This is a genomic window from Mycolicibacter longobardus (genome assembly GCF_002102265.1).
Taxonomy (GTDB): Bacteria; Actinomycetota; Actinomycetes; order Mycobacteriales; family Mycobacteriaceae; genus Mycobacterium; species Mycobacterium longobardum.
The window spans coordinates 1-18,564 of the sequence record NZ_LQPG01000019.1; the positions used below are offsets into that span (position 1 = coordinate 1).

At 68.2% G+C, this 18,564-nt stretch carries 19 protein-coding genes; 13 read left to right on the forward strand and 6 right to left on the reverse strand.

Annotation, left to right across the window (positions count from 1 at the left end; genetic code table 11):
- Positions 1 to 97 precede the first annotated feature (97 nt).
- Both AWC16_RS10810 and AWC16_RS10815 read right to left on the reverse strand, forming a co-directional pair.
- A complete protein-coding gene (locus AWC16_RS10810; RefSeq protein WP_234812214.1) occupies positions 98 to 1,000 on the reverse strand; it encodes an aldose 1-epimerase in 903 nt (300 codons plus the stop codon).
- 2 nt (positions 1,001 to 1,002) lie between these two features.
- A complete protein-coding gene (locus AWC16_RS10815) occupies positions 1,003 to 2,169 on the reverse strand; it encodes an FAD-binding oxidoreductase (protein WP_085264757.1) in 1,167 nt (388 codons plus the stop codon).
- A gap of 54 nt (positions 2,170 to 2,223) precedes the next feature.
- Here AWC16_RS10815 and AWC16_RS10820 point away from each other — a divergent pair, with 54 nt between their 5' ends.
- Positions 2,224 to 3,006, forward strand: coding sequence for an enoyl-CoA hydratase-related protein (locus tag AWC16_RS10820; protein ID WP_085264758.1), 783 nt, complete (start codon positions 2,224 to 2,226; stop codon positions 3,004 to 3,006).
- On the opposite strand, the gene AWC16_RS10825 is transcribed toward AWC16_RS10820, so the two are convergent.
- Positions 2,994 to 3,665 (reverse strand): GAP family protein, encoded by a 672-nt coding sequence (locus AWC16_RS10825; RefSeq protein ID WP_085264912.1) that lies wholly within the window; start codon positions 3,663 to 3,665, stop codon positions 2,994 to 2,996. The two genes, AWC16_RS10820 and AWC16_RS10825, sit on opposite strands and share 13 nt — an antisense overlap.
- A gap of 132 nt (positions 3,666 to 3,797) precedes the next feature.
- On the opposite strand from AWC16_RS10825, the gene AWC16_RS10830 reads away from it, so the two are divergent.
- On the forward strand, positions 3,798 to 4,235 hold the full coding sequence (locus AWC16_RS10830; protein WP_234812215.1) for a hypothetical protein: 438 nt from the start codon (positions 3,798 to 3,800) through the stop codon (positions 4,233 to 4,235).
- Here the strand turns inward: AWC16_RS10830 and AWC16_RS10835 are convergent.
- Positions 4,224 to 4,841 (reverse strand): TetR/AcrR family transcriptional regulator, encoded by a 618-nt coding sequence (locus AWC16_RS10835; protein WP_085264759.1) that lies wholly within the window; start codon positions 4,839 to 4,841, stop codon positions 4,224 to 4,226. The genes AWC16_RS10830 and AWC16_RS10835 overlap by 12 nt on opposite strands.
- Before the next feature lie 288 nt (positions 4,842 to 5,129).
- Between AWC16_RS10835 and clpB the strand changes: the two genes are divergently transcribed.
- The 9 genes from clpB (at position 5,130) to AWC16_RS10880 (ending at position 15,207) form a co-directional block, all read left to right on the forward strand.
- Positions 5,130 to 7,676 carry an ATP-dependent chaperone ClpB gene (gene clpB, locus AWC16_RS10840; RefSeq protein ID WP_085264760.1) on the forward strand — a complete coding sequence of 849 codons (2,547 nt, stop codon included), beginning with the start codon at positions 5,130 to 5,132 and terminating at the stop codon, positions 7,674 to 7,676.
- Between the two features lie 169 nt (positions 7,677 to 7,845).
- Positions 7,846 to 9,108 (forward strand): PecA family PE domain-processing aspartic protease, encoded by a 1,263-nt coding sequence (locus AWC16_RS10845; RefSeq protein ID WP_085264761.1) that lies wholly within the window; start codon positions 7,846 to 7,848, stop codon positions 9,106 to 9,108.
- A gap of 86 nt (positions 9,109 to 9,194) precedes the next feature.
- Positions 9,195 to 10,079, forward strand: a complete 885-nt coding sequence (gene ttfA / locus AWC16_RS10850) for a trehalose monomycolate transport factor TtfA (RefSeq protein WP_085264762.1) — start codon at positions 9,195 to 9,197, stop codon at positions 10,077 to 10,079.
- A 22-nt stretch (positions 10,080 to 10,101) separates the two neighbouring features.
- On the forward strand, positions 10,102 to 10,878 hold the full coding sequence (locus AWC16_RS10855; protein ID WP_085264763.1) for an SDR family NAD(P)-dependent oxidoreductase: 777 nt from the start codon (positions 10,102 to 10,104) through the stop codon (positions 10,876 to 10,878).
- A complete protein-coding gene (gene pyrE, locus AWC16_RS10860; protein WP_085264764.1) occupies positions 10,865 to 11,413 on the forward strand; it encodes an orotate phosphoribosyltransferase in 549 nt (182 codons plus the stop codon). The genes AWC16_RS10855 and pyrE overlap by 14 nt, the downstream gene beginning before the upstream one ends.
- 17 nt (positions 11,414 to 11,430) lie before the next feature.
- Positions 11,431 to 12,324, forward strand: coding sequence for a hypothetical protein (locus tag AWC16_RS10865; RefSeq protein WP_085264765.1), 894 nt, complete (start codon positions 11,431 to 11,433; stop codon positions 12,322 to 12,324).
- Positions 12,321 to 13,034 carry a TrmH family RNA methyltransferase gene (locus tag AWC16_RS10870; RefSeq protein WP_085264913.1) on the forward strand — a complete coding sequence of 238 codons (714 nt, stop codon included), beginning with the start codon at positions 12,321 to 12,323 and terminating at the stop codon, positions 13,032 to 13,034. Before AWC16_RS10865 ends, AWC16_RS10870 begins: the two co-directional genes overlap by 4 nt.
- Positions 13,035 to 13,243: 209 nt before the next feature.
- Positions 13,244 to 13,987, forward strand: a complete 744-nt coding sequence (locus tag AWC16_RS10875; RefSeq protein WP_085264766.1) for a hypothetical protein — start codon at positions 13,244 to 13,246, stop codon at positions 13,985 to 13,987.
- Positions 13,988 to 14,094: 107 nt separating this feature from the next.
- Positions 14,095 to 15,207 carry a glycoside hydrolase family 76 protein gene (locus AWC16_RS10880; RefSeq protein WP_409370681.1) on the forward strand — a complete coding sequence of 371 codons (1,113 nt, stop codon included), beginning with the start codon at positions 14,095 to 14,097 and terminating at the stop codon, positions 15,205 to 15,207.
- A gap of 1 nt (position 15,208) precedes the next feature.
- Here the strand turns inward: AWC16_RS10880 and AWC16_RS10885 are convergent, their stop codons facing one another.
- The gene (locus AWC16_RS10885) at positions 15,209 to 15,910 is read right to left on the reverse strand and encodes a DedA family protein (RefSeq protein WP_207572302.1); all 702 of its coding nucleotides are present in this window, start codon (positions 15,908 to 15,910) and stop codon (positions 15,209 to 15,211) included.
- Positions 15,911 to 15,995: 85 nt separating this feature from the next.
- Between AWC16_RS10885 and fbaA the strand changes: the two genes are divergently transcribed.
- Positions 15,996 to 17,027 carry a class II fructose-bisphosphate aldolase gene (gene fbaA, locus AWC16_RS10890; RefSeq protein WP_085264768.1) on the forward strand — a complete coding sequence of 344 codons (1,032 nt, stop codon included), beginning with the start codon at positions 15,996 to 15,998 and terminating at the stop codon, positions 17,025 to 17,027.
- 124 nt (positions 17,028 to 17,151) lie between these two features.
- Here the strand turns inward: fbaA and AWC16_RS10895 are convergent, their stop codons facing one another.
- Complete coding sequence (locus AWC16_RS10895; RefSeq protein ID WP_085264769.1) at positions 17,152 to 18,027, reverse strand: Rv0361 family membrane protein; 876 nt, start codon at positions 18,025 to 18,027, stop codon at positions 17,152 to 17,154.
- Between the two features lie 108 nt (positions 18,028 to 18,135).
- Between AWC16_RS10895 and AWC16_RS10900 the strand changes: the two genes are divergently transcribed.
- Positions 18,136 to 18,552, forward strand: coding sequence for a DUF3151 domain-containing protein (locus AWC16_RS10900; protein ID WP_207572303.1), 417 nt, complete (start codon positions 18,136 to 18,138; stop codon positions 18,550 to 18,552).
- The last annotated feature ends 12 nt before the right edge of the window (positions 18,553 to 18,564 follow it).

The window sequence follows — 18,564 nt, forward strand, 5'->3', positions numbered from 1 at the left end:
CCCCGCCGAAGAACTCGACCGACTACTGTCAGACCCGTCCACATTCGTTGCAGCGACCGCCTGAATTCAGGCGCACTTCTTCGCCATGGACGCAGAGTCAGCGGAGACGGATGGAGAACTGAGCCACACCGGGTTCACCCGGGCGGGCCACGTCGTAGCCGCCGCGGCGCAGTGCATCGGTGGGCGCGGCCATCGGCTCGAAGCAGACCACGTCCTCGGCGGCTGGGGCATAGATCTGCGCTGCCGGATATCCCTGATCGAAGCGCACCTCGATGCGCCGGCCGCCGCCGGATACCGCGAACTCCGCCCCGGCCGGAACCTCGTCGAAACCGTGGTCGAAAACCTTGTTGCCCAACAATTCCGTGGTGGCCGGGTGGGGCTCGACCGCCCCGGTGGGTATGCCGCGGGCGTCCACGATCCGAGACCGCATGGCCGGGGTCTCGATGAGCCACTGTGACCGGGGCACACCGGGAAGCCGTAGATACGGGTGGAAGCCGAAGCACAGCGGCACCGCCGTCTCGGTCGTGGCGGTGACCGCGGTGCGTACCGTCAGAGTGCGGTCCGTCAGGGTGATCGCGATCTCCAGCAGGTGCGGGAAGGGAAAGGACGCCAGCAGCTCGGGCCGCGACCCGAAGTCCAGTTCCGCCGTCAACGACGACGCCGACTGCTCGCTCACCCGCCAGCCGTCATCTCCGGCTAGCGTGCCGTGGATCGGGGCGCCATGCTCGTCGGCGTGCACCCCGCCGGTTCCGGGGGTGAGCGTGACGTCGGCTCCTTCCACCCGGTATCCGTTGCCACTCAAACGATTCGCCCACGGATACAGCAGTGGTATGCCCATGGTCTTCTGGTCGGAGACGTAGGCTGCCAGGCCCCTGCGCTGGCCGAGCAGTTCCACACCGCCGTCGGACAGCGAGGTTCCGATCATGCCGGCCTTCGGGACGAACGTCGCCGTCAGCGGCGACGACGGATCGGACAGCAGACAGGCTTGCGGATCGCTCACCATCACTCCGACAGCGGGTCGTGTTGAATGCGATGCGCGGGAGCGCCTTTGGCGATCAGTGCGGCCTCGGTGGCCCGCGTCATCTTCGGCCCGCCGCAGATCAGGATCTGCCGATCGCCCCAGCCGCCGTACCGGGTGACCACCTCGGCAAGCCGTCCGGTCTGGCGTACATGCAGCCCCCGCGGTGGGGCCACCTCGGGGTAGTCGGCGGCCCACTGCGGGTCGGCGGAGTACTCCGAGACCGGGGTCACCGACAGCCACGGGTTGTGCACCGCGATCTGCCACAGGGTGGGCAGGTCGTAGAGCTCGCATGGGTACCGGCCGCCGAAGAACAGGTGCACGCGCGGGTTCACGCCCCACCGCGTGAGGTCCATGATGATCGCCCGCAGCGGCGCCAGACCGGTGCTGCCGGCGACCATCAGCACGTCGCCGGCGTCGCGGTCGACATGCAGGCCGCCGTGCGGACTGGACAGTCGCCAGCGGTCACCGGGCCGGGTCTCGTTGACGATCGCGGTGCTGACCAGCCCTGCGGAGACCGCTCGCACGTGAAACTCGATCGCTCCGGTCTCGTCGGCGGGGATGCTCGGGCTCAGGTACCGCCATGATCGCGGGCACTGCGGCACCTCGACCTTGACGTACTGGCCGGGGTGATAGGGCAGCGGGGAATCCAGCTGCAGCCGGACAACAGCCAGGTCGCGGGAGACCCGCAGGTGTTCGACGACGGTGCCGTCCCACCAGGCCGGGCCCTCCTCGGCGTCGGCGGCACCGCCCATCACCCCGGTGATCAGATTCAGTGACTCGCGAGCGGCCTCGTCGACGGCGTCGGTCCAGTCGTCGCTCAGCTCGTCGCGCAGGGCGGCGTAGAGCACCCGGCACATGGAGTCGTAATGCTGTTGCATCACACCGTATTTACGATGATCACGGCCGAGTTGAGCCAGAAACGACACCGGTTCCTGGGCGCGTTGGGCGATGAACTCGCCGTACACCCAGCTCATGGCCTGAGCGAAGGCGATGCGGGTGGCGGCCAGGTCTGCGGGGAACAGATCGCGGGTCGACGGGTTGGCGCCGAACCAGCGGGTGAAGAGGCGGCCGACGAAGCTCTGGGCGCTGTCCGGGGCCGTGAAGTTGTCGCGCAGCACCTGTAGTGCATCACGGTCGTCAAGGCCCACGGTCGCGATCCTAAAGCGTCCCGCCCACGGGCGACGTCGACGTACCGTGAGGCCATGGGCTATGAGTACATCGAGGTCAGCCGCAGTGGCGATTTCACGACGATCACGATGAACCGACCGGAGCAGCGCAACGCGCTCTCCCGCGCCCACCTCGCAGAGCTCACCGCGGCGTTCCGCGCGGTCGGCGACAGTGATGCGCGGGGCGTCGTGCTGGCCGGCAACGGTCCGGTCTTCAGTGCGGGGCATGACTTCGCTGAGATGGCGGATGCCGATCATGCCGCCATGCGACGGCTGCTGACCATCTGCACGGAGTTGATGGTCACCATGCAGCAGATCCCGCAACCGGTGGTGGCCCGGGTCCACGGATTGGCGACCGCGGCAGGCTGCCAACTGGTGGCCAGTGCCGACCTGGCGGTCGCCGCGGACACCGCCGCCTTCGCCGCGCCCGGCGGCAAGGCCGGTCTGTTCTGCCACACTCCGATGGTTGCGATCGCTCGCAATATCGGCCGCAAACGGGCCGCGGAGCTGGCGCTTTCGGGTGATGTGATCGACGCGGCGACCGCGCTGGACTGGGGCCTGGTCAACCAGGTGGTGCCGGTCGGGCAGCTCGACAGCGCGGTCGCGGAGCTGCTCGAGCGGGTCACCCGCGGGAGTGCGGAAAGCAAGGGGCTGGGCAAGCAGGCGTTGTACACCCAGCTCGATCTCGACCAGAACGCCGCGTATGCCTACGCGATCGAAGTCATGGCGGCAGCAAGTCAACTCCCCGATGCCCGCGAGGGCGCCCGGGCGTTCCTGGAGAAGCGCAAGCCGGAGTGGCGACGAGACTACAAACCGTGAATTCCGTTGTAGACCACCATCGCACCGATGAGGACCAGGACGACGGCGACCAGCGCGGCGTGCTGCTGCTCCATCCACTCCTTGAGCCGGTTCAGCGCCGGATCCAGCCGGTGGCTGGCGGCCAGGTAGCCCAGAATCGGGATCACCACCGTGGATGCGGCGAGAGCGACGAAGAACACGGCCGCCGGCCAACTGTCCGCGACGCCTACACCGGCGCTGCCGATGGCCAGTCCGGCCGCTGCGCACATGAGCAGTACCTCCGGCCGTATCACGGCCAGCGCCGCGGCCGTCAGCCCGGCACGCAGCGGGGTCATCGAGGTGAATGAGCGCATCCAGCTTGGCATCTCGCTGTGCCGGTTCCTGGCCGTCCAGCGGTAGATGCCGAACGCGATCAGCGCCGTACCGACGACGATTCGCAGCCACGACGCCCAACTCGGCGGCGTGGTGCGCAACCCGCCCAGCAGACCGGACGCGCCTACGAAGGCCGCGGTAAGTGCCGCCAGACCCGCCAGCCAGCCGATCAGAAATGCCAGGCCCGTCTCGCGCGGGCGTGCGGTGTGCAGCACCAGCACCGCCGGAATAACGGTGATCGGGGAGAGCGCCACCACCAGCGCGAGCGGAATCAACGCAGGCCACACCGAACCCAGGCTGGTCGTCATGGCAGCACCGTAGCCCACCGGGTTCCCGCCCACGCGTCTCCCTTGCCAGATACCTATACGGGGTATAGGTTTGGCAGCGGCACCTAGCGGAAGGCGGAGATGTCCCCCACTTCAGAATGTCGCGATCGGCCGGTGAGACCTGCCGGTCGTCGGTTCGGGATGGCGGGAGTGCTTGCCGCACTGACCTGTACGTTGGCCTGCTGCCTCCCGGCGATCCTGGTGGCGCTCGGGGCCGGCGCCTCTGCCGCCGGGGGTGTGGGTCACGCTGCGCACGGTGGTGCGCAGTCCCAGGGTTGGTTCGCCGCCGTGCTGGACGTGCTGCACCGGATCAGCCCGGGGCTGCTGCTCGCGTCGATTGTCCTGGTGGCCGTGGCGTTCGCCATGAGGCGGCGCGCGGCTATCCTCCCGGCGCTGGTGGCTGGGGTTGTGCTCTATCTGAGTGTGCACGGCCAGACCGATCCGGCCGTGATGTACGCCGGGATGGCGCTGGGCTACGGCGCCTGGATCGCCCTATACCTGTGGACGCGTCCGCGGCCCGGCGCCGGGTCGTGCGAGAAGTCAGTTCTTTGACGGGCTCGCCGCGCGCAGCTCGGCTCGTACCAGACCGGCTGCGAACGCCACCAGCTCGGCGCGGCTGACGTGCAGTCGACCGTCGGCCCAGTCGAGAACCAGCGCGGTGAGCGCTCCGGACAGGGCGCTGGCGCTCATGGCTCGCGCGGCGGCGGCGGGAGACGAATTCCCGGCGCCGGACGGGCCGACCAGTGCGCTGAGCAGGCCGGGCAGGACTTCGGCGCGATGATCGGCGAGCAGACTGCTGGACTGCGGCTCGCGCAGCAGGATCCGCAGCCGACGCGGGTCCTCCTCGAAATAGGCTGACGCGCTGTCGAGTGCCGCGCTGATCGGAGACGGTTTGCCGGCGACGCCGGCCATGATGGCGAGCAGTTCGGCGTTGCACTGGTCGTAGACGGCCAGGATCAGCTCGTCGGTGTCACTGAAGCTTTCATAGAAGTAGCGAAGGCTGAGCCCGGCGTGGCGGCATGCCGCGCGCATGGTGACGCCGGCCGTGCCCGCGGTGCCCATCAGTTCCACCCCGGCCTCGATCAGTTGAGCCCGACGTGCCTGGGCCCGGGCATCATGGGTCTGGCCGCGCCACACCCGCGGCTCTCGGTCGACCATGTGCACCTCCAAATCGGGGCAAGGCTTGAGGATACGTTTGCCCGCCTGCTACGCATTCTAGGAATCGACTGATTCCAGTTTGAGCTGACAGCCGCGAGCAGTCCCCCGCAAGCGGGAGGTACCCCCAAGAGAATCGCACCGTGCGGCAGCGCGGAGTGCGATTCTGCGTCTGCTCGGCACAAAAATGGACTTGAGCGGAACAGACTCAACCTTGACGGCGTTGAACAACCCGACAAGCATTTTTCCCGGGCTCTTCCAGGCCCGCTCTGACCCCGAAATGGAGGTGTCGTGGACTCGTTCAACCCGACCACCAAGACCCAGGCTGCCCTGACCGCGGCTTTGCAGGCGGCCACCGCCGCCGGCAACCCCGAAATCCGGCCCGCGCACCTGCTGCAGGCTCTGTTGACCCAGAACGACGGGATCGCCGCGCCGCTGCTGGAGGCGGTTGGCGTGAACCCCGCGACGATCCGGACCGAGAATCAGCACCTGCTGGACCGGTTGCCGCAGGCCAGCGGCGCCAGCGCGCAGCCGCAGCTGTCCCGTGAATCCCTCGCGGCGATCACCGTCGCCCAGCAACTGGCCACCGAGATGGACGACGAGTACGTCTCCACCGAGCACCTGATGGTCGGCCTGGCCACCGGCGACTCCGATGTCGCCAAACTGCTGACCGGCCACGGCGCCTCCCCGCAGGCCCTGCGCGAGGGGTTCACGAAGGTGCGCGGCAGCGCCCGGGTCACCAACCCCGACCCGGAGGCCAGCTACCAGGCCCTGGAGAAGTACTCCACCGACCTCACCGCCCGCGCCCGCGAAGGCAAGCTCGACCCGGTGATCGGCCGCGACACCGAGATCCGCCGGGTGGTGCAGGTGCTCTCCCGGCGCACCAAGAACAACCCGGTGCTCATCGGTGAGCCCGGAGTCGGCAAGACCGCGATCGTCGAGGGCCTGGCCCAGCGCATCGTCGCCGGCGACGTTCCGGACAGCCTGCGCGACAAGACCGTCGTCGCACTGGACCTGGGCTCGATGGTGGCCGGCGCCAAGTACCGCGGCGAGTTCGAGGAACGCCTCAAGGCCGTCCTCGATGAGATCAAGGACTCCGCCGGTCAGGTCATCACCTTCATCGACGAGCTGCACACCATCGTCGGCGCCGGTGCCACCGGCGAGGGCGCGATGGACGCCGGCAACATGATCAAGCCGATGCTGGCCCGCGGCGAGCTGCGCCTGGTCGGCGCCACCACGCTTGAGGAATACCGCAAGTACATCGAGAAGGACGCCGCGCTGGAGCGCCGTTTCCAGCAGGTCTACGTCGGCGAACCGTCGGCCGAAGACACCGTCGGCATCCTGCGCGGGCTCAAGGACCGCTACGAGGTGCACCACGGTGTGCGCATCACCGACTCGGCGCTGGTCGCCGCGGCCACCCTTTCCGACCGGTACATCACATCGCGGTTCCTGCCGGACAAGGCCATCGACCTGGTCGACGAGGCAGCCTCGCGGCTGCGGATGGAGATCGACTCCCGGCCCGTCGAGATCGACGAGGTCGAGCGCCTGGTGCGCCGACTCGAGATCGAAGAGATGGCGCTGAGCAAGGAGGAGGACGACGCCTCCAAGGACCGGCTGGTCAAGCTGCGTGCCGAGCTGGCCGACCACAAGGAGAAGCTCGCGGAGCTGACGGCCAGGTGGCAGAACGAGAAGCACGCCATCGACATCGTCCGCGAACTCAAGGAGCAGCTGGAGGAGCTGCGCGGCGAGTCCGACCGCGCCGAACGCGACGGCGACCTGGCCAAGGCCGCCGAGCTGCGCTACGGGCGCATCCCCGAGGTGGAGAAGAAGCTCGAGGCGGCGCTGCCCAAGGCCGAAGCCCGTGAGCAGGTGATGCTCAAGGAGGAGGTCGGCCCGGACGACATCGCCGATGTGGTGAGTGCCTGGACCGGCATTCCGGCTGGACGGCTGCTGGAGGGCGAGACCGCCAAGCTGCTGCGCATGGAGGACGAGCTCGGCAAGCGCGTTGTCGGGCAGCGTAAGCCGGTGCAGGCGGTGTCGGATGCGGTGCGGCGCAGCCGGGCCGGGGTCGCCGACCCCAACCGCCCGACGGGCTCGTTCCTGTTCCTGGGACCCACCGGCGTCGGCAAGACCGAGCTGGCCAAGGCCCTGGCCGACTTCCTGTTCGACGACGAACGCGCCATGGTCCGTATCGACATGAGCGAATACGGCGAGAAGCACTCGGTGGCGCGGCTGGTCGGGGCGCCCCCCGGCTACATCGGCTACGACCAGGGCGGTCAGCTGACCGAGGCGGTGCGCCGACGGCCCTACACGGTGGTGCTGTTCGACGAGGTCGAAAAGGCCCACCCGGACGTGTTCGACGTGCTGCTGCAGGTTCTCGACGAGGGCCGGCTCACCGACGGGCAGGGCCGCACCGTCGACTTCCGCAACACCATCCTGATCCTGACCTCCAATCTGGGATCGGGTGGCACCGAGGAGCAGGTGATGGCGGCGGTGCGGGCGGCGTTCAAGCCGGAGTTCATCAACCGGCTCGACGACGTGCTGATCTTCGAGAGCCTGGACCCTGAGGAGCTGGTGCGGATTGTCGACATCCAGCTCGAGCAGCTGAGCAAGCGGCTGGCGCAACGCCGGCTGACCCTCGAGGTCTCGCTGGAGGCCAAGAAGTGGCTGGCCGACCGTGGGTTCGACCCGATCTACGGGGCGCGTCCGCTGCGCCGGTTGATCCAACAGGCGATCGGCGACCAGCTGGCCAAGATGTTGCTGGCCGGTGAGGTGCACGACGGCGATGTGGTGCCGGTCAACATCAGCCCGGACGGCGAGTCGCTGATCCTGGGCTGACGGTTCCGGCTGGAAAGGCCGGCTCAAAAGGCAAGGTCCCCCGAATGATTTCGGGGGACCTTGCCTTTGCCTACTTTTGCGTGGGCTCCCTTTGCAGATGCGGTGTTGAAGCTGATCGGTTAGCCTGACGGTTACTGAGAAAATCCGGCAGTTCATCGGAGGGGTAACCATGTCAGCTCGTCGCCACCGCTTGGTGGGTGCAATCAGCGCTGCTGGCGCGTTCCTGGCATTGAGCACCCCCGCCCCGGCCGCAAACGCTGACTGGGACGACCTTTTCCAGCCGATCCTCGATGCGTTTTCCTTCGTCGACCCGGGGATCGCTGCCGACACCGATCCGGGTTCGTCCCTGGCCTCGCTGGACTCGCTGTTCGACGGCTGGTACCAGAACCTCGTCTACACCCCGCTCAACAGCATCGCGCCGTGGCTGTTCGCTACGAGTGATGTACCGGGCAGTGCCGTTGCGTACGGTCCGGACACCCCGGTCGACCAACTCCCCACCAGCTTCACCGTCCCGATGGACGTCAATCTGACCACCCAGCCGGTGGTCAATGTCTCGGTGGGCGGCGGCGCGCAGACCGAGGTACTGGTGGACACCGGCGCTGCCGGGCTGGTCATACCGATCTGGAACATCAACCCCTTCGGCATCACCGGCCTGCCGACCGGCTTCAACATCGGCCAGTTCGGCGGCTACCTGAACTACTTCTACCTGGAACTGCCCACCACCGTTACCTTCGACGGCTTCGACGCGGACGGTGTCGCGGGCTCAGTCACCGCCGACACCTCGGTCGCCGCGGTGCTCTTCGCGTTCCCGGCGGACTTCAACATCTTCGGGCCGTGGTCTATCGAGGACTATCTGGCCGGCACCTCCACCGGCATCCTGGGGATCGGGCCCAACGCGCTCGGGCCCACCGTGGACCACATTCCGACCGCTGACCTGCCAGGTGAGCTCGGTAAGGGCGTGTTGATCGACCAGCCGGGCGGCCAGCTGGTCTTTGGGGCCAACCCGCTGGAGGGCGGGATCGTGGTTCAGGGGGCGCCGTGGTCCACCCTGCACGTGAGCCTCAACGGGGCAAACCCGACACCGGTCAACTCGGTGATCGACTCGGGTGGTGTGTTCGGCACCATGCCGCGGTCGGTGCTCACTGCTGCGGGCGTAACTCCGACCGCCAACGGATCTCTGCCGGTCGGGACGACCGTGCAGGTCTACACCCCCGGCGGGCAGCTGCTGTACGAGTACACCATCGGCGAGACCAGGTATCCGGGGGACCAGGACCCGCAGGACTGGCCTCTGCTTCGTAGCCCGGTCGTGATCAACAGCGGCGGCATGAACACCGGAAACTTCTTGTTCGCCCAGCAGCCGGTCTACATCGACTACACCGCGCCCGACGGCAAGGGGCTCACCATCATCGGTGGCACCCCCATCGAATTGTGATGTTGACCTGTTGGAACACTGCTGATGCACGGTTGTGACCAGCCAGCGTTCTCGGTTCGGGGCCGAGAGCAGATACGCTAGGTCCAATGGTCCCGCTCTGGTTCACGCTGTCCGCGCTGTGTTTTGTCGGCGCGGCGGTGCTGCTGTACGTGGACATCGACCAGCGTCGCGGCCGCAGCCGGCGACGTAAGTCCTGGGCGCGCTCGCACGGCTTCGACTTCGAACCGGAGTCCACTGAGATCCTGCGGCGCTGGAAGCGCGGCGTGATGTCGACGGTCGGCGACGCTCCGGTCCGCAACGTGGTGCTCGGCCAGATTCGCGGCGAGGCCGTCTACATCTTCGACCTGGACGAAGTGGCGACGGTGATCGCACTGCACCGCAGGGTCAGCACCAATGTGGTGGTCGACGTGCGGCTCAAGGGGCTCAAGGAGCCGCGGGAGAACGACATCTGGCTGCTCGGCGCGATCGGTCCCCGGATGGTGTACTCCACCAACCTGGACGCGGCGCGGCGCGCGTGCGACCGGCGGATGGTCACCTTCGCCCACACCGCCCCGGACTGCGCGGAGATCATGTGGAACGAGGCGAACTGGACTCTGGTGAGCATGCCCATCGCCAGCACCCGCGCCCAGTGGGACGAGGGTCTGCGCAGCGTTCGCCAGTTCAACGACCTGCTGCGGGTGCTGCCGCCGACGCCGCGGCGCCAGCCGGCCGAAGCGGCGGCGGCCTCAGCGGGCCGGCGCAACGGGCAGCCCAGCCGTCCGCTCGGTTCGGCCGGTGCGGTCGAATCGCTCGACGACAGCGACGCCGAACAGGTCCCGGCACCGTCCCGGGCCGCGACTCCTCCGCTGGGTAACACCGCCCCGGCCGCCGAGCCGCGGCCGCGCCGCCGGACGAGCCGGGATGAGTCGTCGGGCGTGCTGCGTTCCTCTGCCGGTCGCAACGGCCGGCAGACCGCGCACCATCAGCGCTGACAGCCTCGTTAGGCTGTCCGTCATGTCCCGCCCCGTCGCTGTGGTCACCGGACCCACCTCAGGGTTGGGAGCCGGCTACGCGCGCCGCTACGCGGCCGACGGATATGACCTGGTCCTGGTATCCCGCGACGTCGAACGCCTGGAGGGATTGGCGACCGAACTGCGCGGGAGCCATGGCGGCGCCGTCGAGGTGCTGCCCGCCGACCTGGCCGACGGCGACGGCCGCGCGAAAGTCGCCGACCGGCTGGGCGCCGGGGTGCGGGTACTGGTCAACAACGCCGGGTTCGGCACCTCCGGTGAGTTCTGGACCGCCGACCCGGCCCTGCTGCAGTCGCAACTGGACGTCAACGTCACCACGGTGATGCAGCTGACCCGGGCGGCGCTGCCCGCGATGATCGAGGCGGGCGCCGGCACCGTCATCAACATCGCCAGTGTCGCCGGGCTGCTGTCCGGGCGCGGCTCGACCTACTCGGCGTCCAAGGCCTGGGTGGTGTCGTTCACCGAAGGGCTGGCCGGCGGGCTGCACGGCACCGGTGTCGGCATCCACGTGGTCTGCCCGGGGTATGTGCACACCGAATTCCACGAGCGCGCCGGCATCGACATGGCGACTCTGCCGTCGTTTATGTGGATGGAGGTCGACGACGTCGTCGCGACGAGCCTGGCCGACATCGCCCGCGGCGATGTGATCAGCATCCCGGGCCTGCAGTACAAGACATTGGTAGGCGTTAGCCGGCTGATTCCGCGCGGGGTGTCCCGGAGACTGACCAACACCTTCGGGAGGGGCCGTGGGCGCACTTAACAGCGACGAGCGCGACGAACTGGCCGCGTTGGTGCGTGAGCTTTCGGTGGTGCACGGCCGCGTGACACTGTCGTCGGGAGCCGAAGCCGACTACTACGTCGACCTGCGCCGCGCCACCCTGCACCATCGGGCCGGCGCGCTGATCGGGCGGCTGGTCCGTCAGCTCACCGACGACTGGGACTACGTCGCCGTGGGCGGTTTGACCCTGGGCGCGGACCCGGTGGCGACCGCCGTCATGTACGCCCCGGGTCGGCCGATCGACGCGTTTGTGGTGCGTAAGTCGGTGAAAGCCCATGGCATGCAACGTCTTATCGAGGGGGCCGACGTGGCGGGCCGGCCGGTTCTGGTGGTAGAGGACACCAGCACCACCGGCGGGTCGGCGCTCACCGCGGTGCGTGCGGTGCGTGAGGCCGGGGGCCAGGTCGTCGGCGTGGCCACCGTGGTGGATCGCGCCACCGGCGCAGCCGAGGCCATCGAGGCCGAGGGCGTGCCGTACCGCAGCGTGCTCGGCCTGGCCGAACTGGGCCTGGGCTGAGCCGCCGGGGCCGGGTCGTGCGGACTCTCATCGCGGTGGTGTCGGCGCTGGCCGTCGCTTGGGTGGCGGCCTGCTCGGGTCCGGGCGCGACCGGTCCGTACGGCGCCCAGGGTGCCCGGATCGATTCGGCACTGACCGTACTGGGCTGGGAGATGACCCTGTCCAACCTGCGCTGGGAGGTCGATCACGTCCTGATCGACGTCAAGGCGCAGGTCGTCGATTCAGATGCCCCGCACGCCGCGGCCCGCGATTTCCGGTTCGGGGTGTACGGCACCCCCGCGCGCCCGTTCGAGGCGACCGGTCTGGGCAGCTGCAACGCCCTGGGGGAGTTGGCGCCCACGCCGCTGGCGGCCACTGAACCCGACCGGCTGAACGGGACCGTGTGCCTGGGGCCGCTCAAGGAACGCAGCGCGGTGCGCGGGGTCTACGTCTACTCGCCGGCCGACCGGATCAAGGACACCACGGTGGCCTACGGGGCGGCGTTCCCGGTGGGGCTGGCTCCGGTCAATCCGGGGGACACCGGCCTGGCGCTCACCTCACAGGGCGTGGCGGCCTACCGGGGTGATGGGCTCCCGCTTACTCCGGCTGCTCTCGGCGACCCGAAAGCCTTCACCGGCGCCGGTTATATGGTCCTGAGCTTCACCGCGGACGCGGTGGCCGGCCGATACCGCCAGGACGCACAAGCGCGCGGCGGGCCCCTGATGCTGATCGCCGGACCATCCACACCGATACCCGGTCTGGGACCGGATTGCCTCGCGTTCGGTTCGTCGGTGCTGATTCTGCCGGAGGCGTCGCTGAACTCGGTGCACGTGCCCACCTCGCTGTGCACGCACGGCGAGATCAACGCCGCGCTGCTGTACGCCACGGTGTCGGTGGTGGGCACGCATGCCGCCGTGTGGACCACCTCGTGACCGAGCCGTCCGATGCGGCCGATTCATGCGGCGGTCCCAGCTTCGCCTCTCCTCCGTCGAGCCTCGCTGAACCGCCGGGCCCCACCGAGTGGTTCCCGCCGGCCAACGGGGTAGGGCCGTGGGAGGGCCCGCTGCCGGCCGACCCCCGCTACGACCCGGAACTGCTGCGCGAAGGCGACAGCCGCAACGTCGTCGACGCCTACCGCTACTGGACCCGTGAGGCGATCATCGCCGACATCGACCGGCGGCGGCACCGGCTGCACATCGCTATCGAGAACTTCGGGCACGACGCCAACATCGGCTCGGTGGTGCGCACCGCCAACGCGTTCGCCGTGCACACCGTGCACATCGTCGGGCGTCGGCGCTGGAACCGGCGCGGCGCCATGGTCACCGACCGCTACCAGCGGCTGCAACACCACGAAACCACCGCTGAGTTACTGGATTTCGCCGCGCAGCAGGGCCTGACCGTGGTCGCGGTGGACAACGTCGCCGGGGCGGCGCGCCTGGAGCAGACCGCGCTGCCCGCCGACTGTCTGCTGGTGTTCGGCCGGGAGGGCCCGGGCATCAGCGACGAGGCCCGCGCCGGAGCGGATCTGACGGTGTCCATCGCTCAGTTCGGCTCCACCCGCAGCATCAACGTCGGGGTGGCCGCCGGGATCGTGATGCACGCCTGGATCACCCGGCACGGCCACCTCGACCAGGCCTGGTGAACCCGCTCGGCACTGCGGACCACGCCTCATCCAGGGCTTTTCCAGGGGTTGGCGAGCCAAATGCAAGGGTTTTCCCTGTTTCGGCCACACGAGGCTGGCCAATAGCGTTTTCCCAGTAAGCGCTCAGCATCAACTTACAGTTGTAATGGGCGATGGCACTGTTTTTGGGGAGGTTTGAAATGGTCTCAAGTATTCGCCCACTGGCGACTATGGGTGTCGCCCTGACCAGCGCGAGCATGATCGCGGCCGGCCCGGCTGTCGTGGCGGGCCCGCCGGTGCTGACGCACACCGTCACGTCCGTAGAACTGCTGGCCAGCCCGGACGAGATCTCGGATTCACTGGTCGACCTGCTTCCGCTCTTCGGGTGGCTGGGCGACATCGACTTGGAACAATTCGACGGACTCGCGCCCTACGTTGCCTTCGTCGCCGACTTGTTGCGGTCCACCATCGAGACCCTGGCCGACTTCGGAACCACGGTCGATTCGTGGCTGGAGCCCATGGGGATCTCGGGGCTCGGCGATTGGATCGGCGGTCAAGTCGCGCTCTTGAGTCCAATGCTGGACACCGGCTGGGACGCGGTGGCTTGGCTGACGACGGGGTTCCCGGAGGTTATCGGCAACGTCTTCACCCCCATGGCGGAGTTCGACCTCGACGGGCTGTACACCATGTTCGGCCTTCCCGAAGAGACCTTCGACCCGCTCAATGAGCTGGCGAGCGTCGGGTCGAGCATTCTCGGCGGTCTGACCAGCGGACTGATGATGGGGACGGTAGCGCCGGTCGGAATCGTGGCGCAGATTCTTGCGGGCAATCTGGACCTGGCCGACCTGCAGTCCCTGCCACTGTGGGAGAACATCGAGGAGCTGCAAATCCAAGTGCAGCAAACCTTCGATTCGCTGAGCGACCAGCTGTTGAACCTGCTGATGTCGCTGTCGGACATGGTGCCGAGCGTCTAGGCGGTTCACCCGGGGGGCGACAGGCATCCTTCCCGTGGCGACACCCGCCGCGGGAAGGATGTCCGCCTGCCGACTCGCCCGATAGGGCAGGATCAACGGCTATGGATCTGCTCTGGGCGAACCGGGCCGAAAGCGCCGAGGCCGCCGTCACCGCGAGACACCTCAAAGCCCTCTGGCGCATCCCGGGCACCCAGCTGGGGGTGGTGGCCTGGCCCCCGATCCGGCGCGCCCCGCACTGGCACTACTGGTGGCAGGCGCACCTGCTGGACTGTTTGGTCGACGCGCAACTCCGTGACCCGCAACCGGAACGGGTGACCCGGATCAAGCGGCAGATCCGTACGCACCGGCTGCGGAACGTGGGCCGCTGGACCAACGCCTACTACGACGACATGGCGTGGTTGGCGCTGGCCATCCAGCGGGCCTGCCGGGTCACCGGCGTCGACCGGCATCGCGCGTTGGGCACCCTGACTCGCGAGCTGACCGACTCGTGGATGCCCGAAGCCGGCGGCGGCATCCCATGGCGCAAGGACGAACAGTTCACCAACCCGTTCTTCAACGCCCCCGCAAACGGGCCGGCCGGGATCTTCCTGGCCCGCGAGCCGGACTGGCTTGGGCGCGCCCAGGAGATGGGCGACTGGATCGACGACACCCTGATCGACCCGGAGACCCACCTGGTGTTCGACGGCATCAGAGCTGGCTCGCTGGTGCGCGCCGAGTACACCTACTGCCAGGGCGTGGTGCTGGGGCTGGAGACCGAGTTGGCGGCGCGCACCGGAGCCGAGCGGCACGCCGCCCGCGTCCACCGGCTGGTCGCCGCGGTGAAAAAGCAGATGGCCCCCGGCGGGGTGATCAAGGGCGCCGGCGGCGGCGACGGCGGGCTGTTCGCCGGCATCACCGCGCGCTATCTGGCGCTGGTCGCCACCGATCTGCCGGGTGACTCCGCCGCCGACGCCGAGGCGCGTGACACCGCGGGCAAGCTGGTGTTGTCGTCGGCGAAATCGGCGTGGGACTACCGGCAATCGGTCAACGGGCTGCCGCTGTTCGGGGCGTTCTGGGACCAGGCCGCCGAGGTGCCCCGGGCCGACGGCGAAGTGGCCACCTCTATCGGCGGTGCGGTGCGCGAGTCCGAGGTGCCCGAGCGCGACCTGTCGGTGCAGCTGGGCGGATGGATGCTGATGGAGGCCGCACACACCGTCGCGGCCGCCCAACCGGCTAGCTGACCTACTCGGGATTCTGCGCGCTGAGGGCCGACTCGTCGGCCGGTGTCTGCGCCGCGCGGTTCCGGCGGCGCGCCAGGTACGCCTTGGCCGCCGAGAAGATCGCCGGCAGCAGCGAGACGAACAGAATCCCGATGATGATCAATTCCAGGTGCTCGGTGATGCCGGGCACCTTGGTGCCCAGCCAGTATCCCGTCAGGGTCATCCCGGCTCCCCACAGGATGCCGCCGACGATGTCGAAGGCCAGGTAGACCGGGTATCGCATGTAGGAGACGCCCGCGATAGCCGGGACGAAGGTCCGTGCGAACGGCACGAAGCGGGCCAGGATGATCGCGGCCGGCCCGTACTTCTCGAAGAAGGCGTGCGAATCCGTCACATAGTGCTTCTTGAAGAAGCGGGAATCCTCTTTCTTGAACAGCGCCGGCCCGAGACGGCGGCCGATGAAATAGCCGGTCTGATCGCCCAATATCGCCACGATCGCCACGGCAGGCGCCAGCACCCAGATGTCGGGATTGCCGGCGGCGGCCAGCAGGCCACCGGTGACCAAAAGCGATTCACCGGGTAACAGCGGAAACAGCAAGCCGGTTTCGACGAAGACGATCACCAGGATGGCCGGCAGTACCGCGTGCTCGAATAGGCCGCCCTGCCCGATCCAGTACATCGGGTCCAAGATGTGGGGCATCGCCGCCGCCACCGTCATGCTCATGAGGCCCCAACATACCGGTGTCGTGGGGAATTAACCGTTGGGGATACTGGGGAGGCACAGTCTGCCCCCAGGAGGAGAGAGTTCCATGCCCATCGCCACCCCCGAGGTCTACGCCGAGATGCTGGGCCGCGCCAAGGAGAACTCGTACGCGTTCCCGGCGATCAACTGCACGTCGTCGGAGACCATCAACGCGGCAATCAAAGGCTTCGCCGACGCCGGGAGCGACGGCATCATCCAGTTCTCCACCGGGGGGGCGGAATTCGGATCCGGGCTGGGTGTCAAGGACATGGTGACCGGCGCGGTGGCACTGGCCGAGTTCGCCCACGTGATCGCCGCCAAGTACCCGATCAACGTGGCCCTGCACACCGACCACTGCCCCAAGGACAAGCTGGACGGCTTCGTGCGTCCGCTGCTGGCGATCTCCAGTGAGAGGGTGCGAGTGGGCCAGAATCCGCTGTTCCAGTCGCACATGTGGGACGGCTCGGCCGTGCCGATCGACGAGAACCTGACCATCGCCCAGGAACTGCTGGCCCAGGCGGTGGCCGCCAAGATCATCCTCGAGGTGGAGATCGGCGTGGTCGGCGGTGAAGAGGACGGCGTGGAGGCCGAGATCAACGAGAAGCTCTACACCTCACCGGAGGACTTCGAGAAGACCGTCGCCGCCCTGGGCGCCGGCGAGCAGGGCCAGTACCTGCTGGCCGCCACCTTCGGCAACGTGCACGGCGTCTACAAGCCCGGCAACGTCAAGCTGCGCCCCGACATCCTGGCCGAGGGCCAGAAGGTGGCGTCGGCCAAGTTGGGCCTGGCCGACGGCTCCAAGCCGTTCGACTTCGTCTTCCACGGCGGCTCGGGTTCGTTGAAGTCTGAGATCGAGGAGGCGCTGCGCTACGGGGTGGTGAAGATGAACGTCGACACCGACACCCAGTACGCGTTCACCCGCCCGGTCGCCGCGCACATGTTCACCAACTACGACGGGGTGCTGAAGGTCGACGGCGAGGTCGGCAACAAGAAGACCTACGACCCGCGCAGCTACCTCAAGAAGGCCGAGGCCGCCATGACCGAACGGGTCGTCGAGGCCTGCAACGACCTGCACAGCGCCGGCAAGAGCCTGAGTTGAACTCGTTGACTCTGCGTCCACGGCGGAAAAGTGCGAGAAGACTCCACCGTGGACGCAGAGTCAACGTGCTAACCGGCGTGCCTGATTCGGCGGCCCAGCTGCGCCCCTCCTCCGTCGAGCCTTGCTAGCCGCCGTGCGACTGGCAGATCTTCCACTGGTCGTCGCGGAACTGCAGGTCGAAGCTGCGGGTTGAGCGCACCCGCGGCTCGTAGGCCATGAACGCGGTGACGTTGGCTTCGGCGTGACCGTCGTTGACGACGACTTCGTCGATGCTGGCGACCACCGGATACTGCTTGGCCGCCGAGATCCGGCGGTAGGTGTCGTCCCAGGCCTTCTGGTCGTAGTTGACGTAGCGGTCGCGGAAGTCGCCGCAGGTGAGACTGCGCAACGCGGCCAGGTCACCGTTCTGCATGGCGATGTCGAAGTTCTGGATGGTGGCGCGGACGTGCTCTTCCTGCGAGGCGGCCTCCCTGCTGTCGCGGGTCAGCCACAGGGTGCCCAGCACCGCGACGACCGCGAGCAGCAGGACGATCAGGATCACCGCCATCACCCAGCCCCAGCTACGTGACACGGTGGACGGCAGCCTCCCGCCCGCCCGAGCCGGGATCTGTTGCGGTATCGCCTTTCCCGCGTCATCGCCCTGCTGCGCGATCACCTCGGTCTCCGCGTCACCCACCGACGGGATGACCTCGGTCTGCCCGGCGTCGAACCCGGGTGCGGTGAACCGGCGCTCCGGCGATCCGTCGACACCGGGTTCCTGGGGCGCGGCCTCGGTGGTGATCACCTCGGTGACGGCCTCGGTGTCGGCCGGGGCTTCTGCGGGAGTCTCCGGCATGACGGTGGTCTCGTCTTCCGCGGAGGCGGCGGCGTGGACCTCGGTGACCTGTTCGTCGCCGTCGGGCTGCTGCTCGATCGGGGTGGCATCACCGGTCTGGGGACCGTGATCGGATGCGGGCGGGGCGGGGACGTCGTCGCGGTCGGGGCCGGATGGGTTCGGCATGGGCTACTGCTGTCCTCCCGCTAGCGAATCTGCTGGGCGCCAGCTTACTGAGCGCGGTGGCGGATTGCCGGAGTGGCTGGCTATGGACGGCACGGCAGAATGAACGATGTGACGCACACCGGTGATCTTCTCCGCCCCGATCCGATCTTGCTACCCGGCGACCCCGACGCCGAGGCCGGCCTGCGGGCCAACCAGAACCCCACGATTGTCGCGGCCGCGCATCCGGCTGCCTCGGTGGCGTGGGCGGTGCTGGCTGAAGCGGCATTGGCCGAGGACAAAGTGGTCACCGCCTATGCCTACGCGCGCACCGGTTACCACCGCGGCCTGGACCAGCTGCGCCGTAACGGGTGGAAGGGCTACGGTCCGGTGCCGTACGCGCATGAGCCCAACCGGGGCTTCTTGCGGTGTGTGGCCGTGCTGGCGCGAGCCGCCGACATCATCGGGGAGACTGACGAACAGGCGCGCTGCCTGGCTCTGCTCGACGACTGCGATCCCGGCGCCCGCTCTGCGCTGGGGCTGAGCTGACTCACGGCGTGC